4 protein-coding genes are annotated in these 4985 nt (G+C 34.5%); all 4 read right to left on the reverse strand.

From position 1 onward, the window contains the following. Positions 1-459: 459 nt before the first annotated feature. Positions 460-1392 carry an IS5-like element IS17 family transposase gene (locus DYI81_RS17560; RefSeq protein WP_117008184.1) on the reverse strand — a complete coding sequence of 311 codons (933 nt, stop codon included), beginning with the start codon at positions 1390-1392 and terminating at the stop codon, positions 460-462. 154 nt (positions 1393-1546) lie between these two features. Further along, entirely contained in the window at positions 1547-1825 is a 279-nt protein-coding gene (locus DYI81_RS17565; protein ID WP_117008185.1) for a hypothetical protein, read from the reverse strand. A gap of 269 nt (positions 1826-2094) precedes the next feature. Continuing rightward, positions 2095-4542, reverse strand: coding sequence for a DUF262 domain-containing protein (locus tag DYI81_RS17570; protein WP_117008186.1), 2448 nt, complete (start codon positions 4540-4542; stop codon positions 2095-2097). Beyond that, positions 4539-4886: a DUF1524 domain-containing protein gene (locus tag DYI81_RS17575; protein WP_205669755.1), complete on the reverse strand. Its 348-nt coding sequence runs from the start codon at positions 4884-4886 to the stop codon at positions 4539-4541. The genes DYI81_RS17570 and DYI81_RS17575 overlap by 4 nt, the downstream gene beginning before the upstream one ends. Between the last annotated feature and the right edge of the window lie 99 nt (positions 4887-4985).

Genomic DNA, 4985 nt, shown 5'->3' on the forward strand with positions numbered 1-4985 from the left:
TACACAGCGCATTGGGTTATGTATCGCCTTTTGAGTTTGAAGCAATGTACTATGATAAGATTAACCCGTTAGGTCACGTGGCCTAACTTAAATAAAAATGTCTCCGACAAACCCGGTACGGTTCAGTTTATATTCTATTTACTTCATAAAGTTCTTGGTACTTAGAATGTTTGTCGTAAAAACAATTAAACTTTCAAAAAAGTATTCTAATCAAAATCACATAGTTCTATAGTTTGATACTTCAGCTACAGTACCTTGTCTCTATCCTTTACTCTATTCTACGACTGTCCTGAGATTTCAAAGTTTTGCCACACAACAATCAGATATGCTGGCACTAAAGTTTTGGTATGAGTTTTGGCATCAGAAATATTCAACTTTGTTCTGTGAGTCATTTTTGTCTTCCAAATGGCTTTGTTGCACAAAGATTTGAAATGCAAAGCGCCCCTAATTGAGCCAAATTTAAGGCGTAACTTGGGTAAGTGGTCGACCTAATTCCGTAAATCTGTTGAGTACTGCTACACGTGCATGAATTTCATTCACCTGACTAGGAAAGCTTCTTGCCATTAATTTATCGCCTAATAATTTGATGCAATGCATCTTGGTTTCCACCAAACTGCGGCGATGATAGCCTGACCATTTTTTCCATAATGTCCTGCCTAAACGTTTAACTGTTCGAAGTAATTCATTTCGCTCTAGCGAGCTGATCTCTGTATCTTTCCATGGTTTCGCATTTTTTCTAGGTGGAATCACCGCATGTGCTTGCCGATCTGCAATGACCTGACGGCATTGCTTGGTGTGATAAGCTCCATCGGTATAAACAGAGTCAATCTGCTCATCTTGTGGAATCTGATTAAGTAAATCACCAAGCACCTGTGAATCACTGACATTATTGGTTGTGAGCTGAATAGCGCGTATTTGTAGGGTTTTGGCATCTATACCAATATGTAGTTTACGCCATTGGCGACGATATTCAGCTCCATGTTTCTTGCGTTTCCATTCGCCCTCACCTAGAAACTTCATGCCTGTAGAGTCTACGAGTAGATGCAGCCCATCGCTACTTTTTTGGTAGCTGATTGCAATATCAATATGCTTTTGTCTTCTACAAAGCGTACTGTAATCTGGTGCGGTCCAATTTAATCCGCAAAGTTCAATCAGACTTTGCACAAAGCCAGTGACCATACGTAAAGATAGACGGAATAAGGATTTAATCATTAAGCAGCATTGGATAGCTGCGTCGGAGTAGGTTTGATTTCGCCCTTGTTTGCCTTTTGATGGAGCATACCATTGCGTAGCAGGATCAAACCAAATGACAATATTTCCGCGACTCATGAGTGCTCGGTTATATGCGGGCCAATTGGTTGTGCGGTAGATTTTGTGTGTAGGCTTCTTCATTTGAAAATTATATCGCTGAAAAAGCCTTTACAGATAGGTTTGTGCAACAAAGCCCATCCAAACTATAGCTTCTTCTATTGAAATTGAGTTTAAATTTGCTATATAAAAAATTGTATTTCTTATTTCGACAAAGTTAATATTCGCTAATTTAAAACTAAAAAAATGTTTGCTGGGCAATTTGATTTAAATCATTATTTGATTTAGGAATTAAATTTAATACTTGCCATGGTTTTAAATATTCTAATAAGTTTTTTTGAGGTTCTAAAATATTTAAATTTTCATCGAGATCAAAATGTGGTGGAATTTGATCAGGATATTTTTTTAATAATTCTCTCACTAAATGTGTAGGTATGGCCCCATTTAAATGGACGTGTAAATCACCTTTTGGGAGATTAATAATAGTATCTTCATGAAGATTGCGAATTAAAGACATAAAATATAATGTATTTCATATACATATATAAATTTTAACATAATTGAATAATATTTTTAAGAAATTAATTTTTTTATTTTACTATTAACCTTTATGAAAAATCTTAGCCAGAAGCATATTTAAATTTAAATAAAATGGTGAAAAACCCCAATTAATATTAATAATGTCACTAATTGTATGAGAATTAGTGACAAAGAAACTATCTCTTAACTGCTGACCTTAATTAGACAATACTATAAGACCATGTTGCCTAACGAACTGCACTCATCTTACAGACCTCTTAAAGCCTCGCATAAACTAAATAGCTTATTTTTTACTTGTTGAATATTCACCTGCTCATTATGAAAAAAATGACAATCTTCATTCCAATTAAAACCATACTTTTCAAGTATATGTTTCAATTTATCGGTGTATTCTCCTTGACCACCATCTTTAAAACATAGAGTAAAGTTGATTGCAGGTTTTTTAATCTCCATGAGATAGTTTTTTTTATCAATGACTAAACCTTTTATGACGATACCAGCATCTTCGTCTCGGGACTTAACAGCCTCATAGTTTATCAATGTAAAAGGAATAAGTTGTTCTTTGCTTACGTTAAGCTCAAGTTCTAAAGCTTTAGTGAAAAATTCAAAATGATAATGATTACGTTGAGACTGACCAAGCAATATAGTTTCAAAAGCATTATGTGAAATAAATCCTTGTTCACAGCAATCAAAGAGTTCTTTATGTTTTATTAGTTTATATCGCCAGTCATCCAATTCGGTATTTCGTAATGCTTCGTCGCAAATTGCTTGCAAAGAAATAGCTAAACTATTGGTATTAAACAACGGATCATCTAATACTGCCTTAACATAAGTTTGCTTCTTCTCACTGGTTTCATCACCTATACGCAATACCCTGCGCCAGCTATGGTCTCGCGGAATGTTATTTTTAGTACTTCTGCTACTGAGTAGATTTAACCTATCCCAAGTGGTTGATGTACAATAAATACCTTTACTCAATACCGCTCTTTCCCATGCATATCCAATTATTGAAGAACTTTTTTCAATCGTATTGAATACATTACTAAGCGACTGAAAATATTTGATAAATTTATCAAAGCACTGTTTGTTAAAAGTATCCTCCCAATCACAATGCTTGTATTTTCTATAAAAATCTAAGATACCTGAAAAATTTAAAATACAACCAATTTGTCCATTAAAAAAATGATGTTTCTCCGCCTTTATAATCGCTTCACGCCAATCATCAGACTTCAAGATTAAATGTGCTTTAATTTTTTCTTCCAATACTTGAGCTTGTAAAAAAGCCGATACTTTACAATCTGCCTTTAGGGCACCCAAAATTGGTACATTAATCTTACTTAATTCTTCAATGACAAACAGTGCTTGATAAAACTTACTCGGAGAATCTGTAATCGTATTTTCTACTAAGTTATAGATCACACGAATCCAATTCTTTAATTCCCCCATGTCTTTACTCTTTGCCAAATAAGAATAAAAAGCAAAAAAACGTAATTTATCATCGTAACTTGCACTATTGCTGATAATTCGTTTAAAAGTTTCTTCTTCCGCGTAATAATAGGTTTCTGCCATATAAAGTGGGATTTTATTATTCACTAAACCCTTATCACAAATCAGATCGATAAATTGTATAAAGCGGATAATCAAATTCTGACTAAAACAATTTAATTCTTCATACTTTGATAGGCTTGGTTCTTTTAAACGTCCCTGATCACCCAAAAGAGCATCTGTTACGAGAGTTAAGAAATCAGTTGATGATCTATTATTTAATAAGCATTCATACATGATAATCAGACGAAAGAAGTTCATAAATTCGTCATCAAATGTATTGTCATCTGAGCATACATTTCTATAAGGCCAAAATAAATCAGCCCAATCAGTATCTATCTTATGAATAAAATAGTCATAGCCATTCACTATTCCTTCACGGAATGAGAGGCGATAGGCAGGCCAAGGTCCAGCATAGTTTTCAATGAATTGTTCAAGTTTTGCTTTAAAGTTTTCAAATATAGTAAGTGGTTTGCCGCGAGCATTCATTTTAATATATAGCTCATCAGATAAACCAAAAGAATATAAATCCAAAAATTGGAAAGTGATAAATGGTTTATCTATTACTAATAGTTTATCAAACAAGCCATTTTCTCGATCAGCGAATATGGTCTGCATAGCATCCAGCATACAAAGGCAAGCCTGAACTGTTGGATCTTGTGTCCAAGACAAATAAAACCATTGACAATCAATTATTTGTTTACTAATAGAATTTTTATTATCAACTTTCACAAAATCACTGACCACTAAGGCATTAAAAAACTCTGTAGTACTAGGTCTTGTTTTATAGGTGAAGCGTGATCGCCCATCTTCAGTAACGAACTGTGATCTAAAGTCTTCAAGGCGACCATTTACTACGGCTAAGTACCAATGCAATAAGAATAAAGTGGTTAAACGTTGCTGGCCATCTAATACAGAAAAAACTTTACTCTCACTGTCTTCGTAATTACCATAAACAAAATCTAGATCTAGCGGTTGCTGTGCAGAACTATCCTGGTGGTTTAGTGCATTGAATAAAGAGCGTAAAAAAAGTGACCTTACCTCTTCTTCTTCTGATCGACCTTGCGCATAGTCTCGTTGCAAAATCGGAATTTCGACAGAATCAACTTGGTTAAAGAGGCTATAAAAAGTTAAACTTTTGCCACTCATATATGCACCCCCTCTCCGCAAAAAATGCCATAAAGACTGTCTACCATTGCCTGCTGATGGTCTTGACTATCTTTTACCTCCCAATACAGCATCTTATCGACTTGTTTACTGTAATATTTCAAAAATACGTTTTTCGTACATAGTGGAATAAAAGTCGCTTCTTTATCCAATGCAATGATTTTTGAGCGTTTAATTGGGAATACTGCATTTTTATAGCTACGGTTTGTTGTGCTATCCAACAAGGTTAAATTACCAATCGAATTATCGACTACATTATTACTCCCTGGATCATAGAAGGACAAAATGCGCAGATAAATGAACCGTACCGGGTTTGTCGGAGACATTTTTATTTAAGTTAGGCCACGTGACCTAACGGGTTAATCTTATCATAGTACATTGCTTCAAACTCAAAAGGCGATACATAACCCAATGCGCTGTGTACA

Source organism: Acinetobacter sp. SWAC5 (assembly GCF_003419885.1).
Lineage (GTDB): Bacteria > Pseudomonadota > Gammaproteobacteria > Pseudomonadales > Moraxellaceae > Acinetobacter > Acinetobacter cumulans.

Coding starts and splice junctions, on each gene's coding strand:
- DYI81_RS17560 (WP_117008184.1), bottom strand. CDS start 1,392: ATGAAGAAGCCTACACACAAAATCTACCGCACAACCAATTGGCCCGCA.
- DYI81_RS17565 (WP_117008185.1), bottom strand. CDS start 1,825: ATGTCTTTAATTCGCAATCTTCATGAAGATACTATTATTAATCTCCCA.
- DYI81_RS17570 (WP_117008186.1), bottom strand. CDS start 4,542: ATGAGTGGCAAAAGTTTAACTTTTTATAGCCTCTTTAACCAAGTTGAT.
- DYI81_RS17575 (WP_205669755.1), bottom strand. CDS start 4,886: ATGTCTCCGACAAACCCGGTACGGTTCATTTATCTGCGCATTTTGTCC.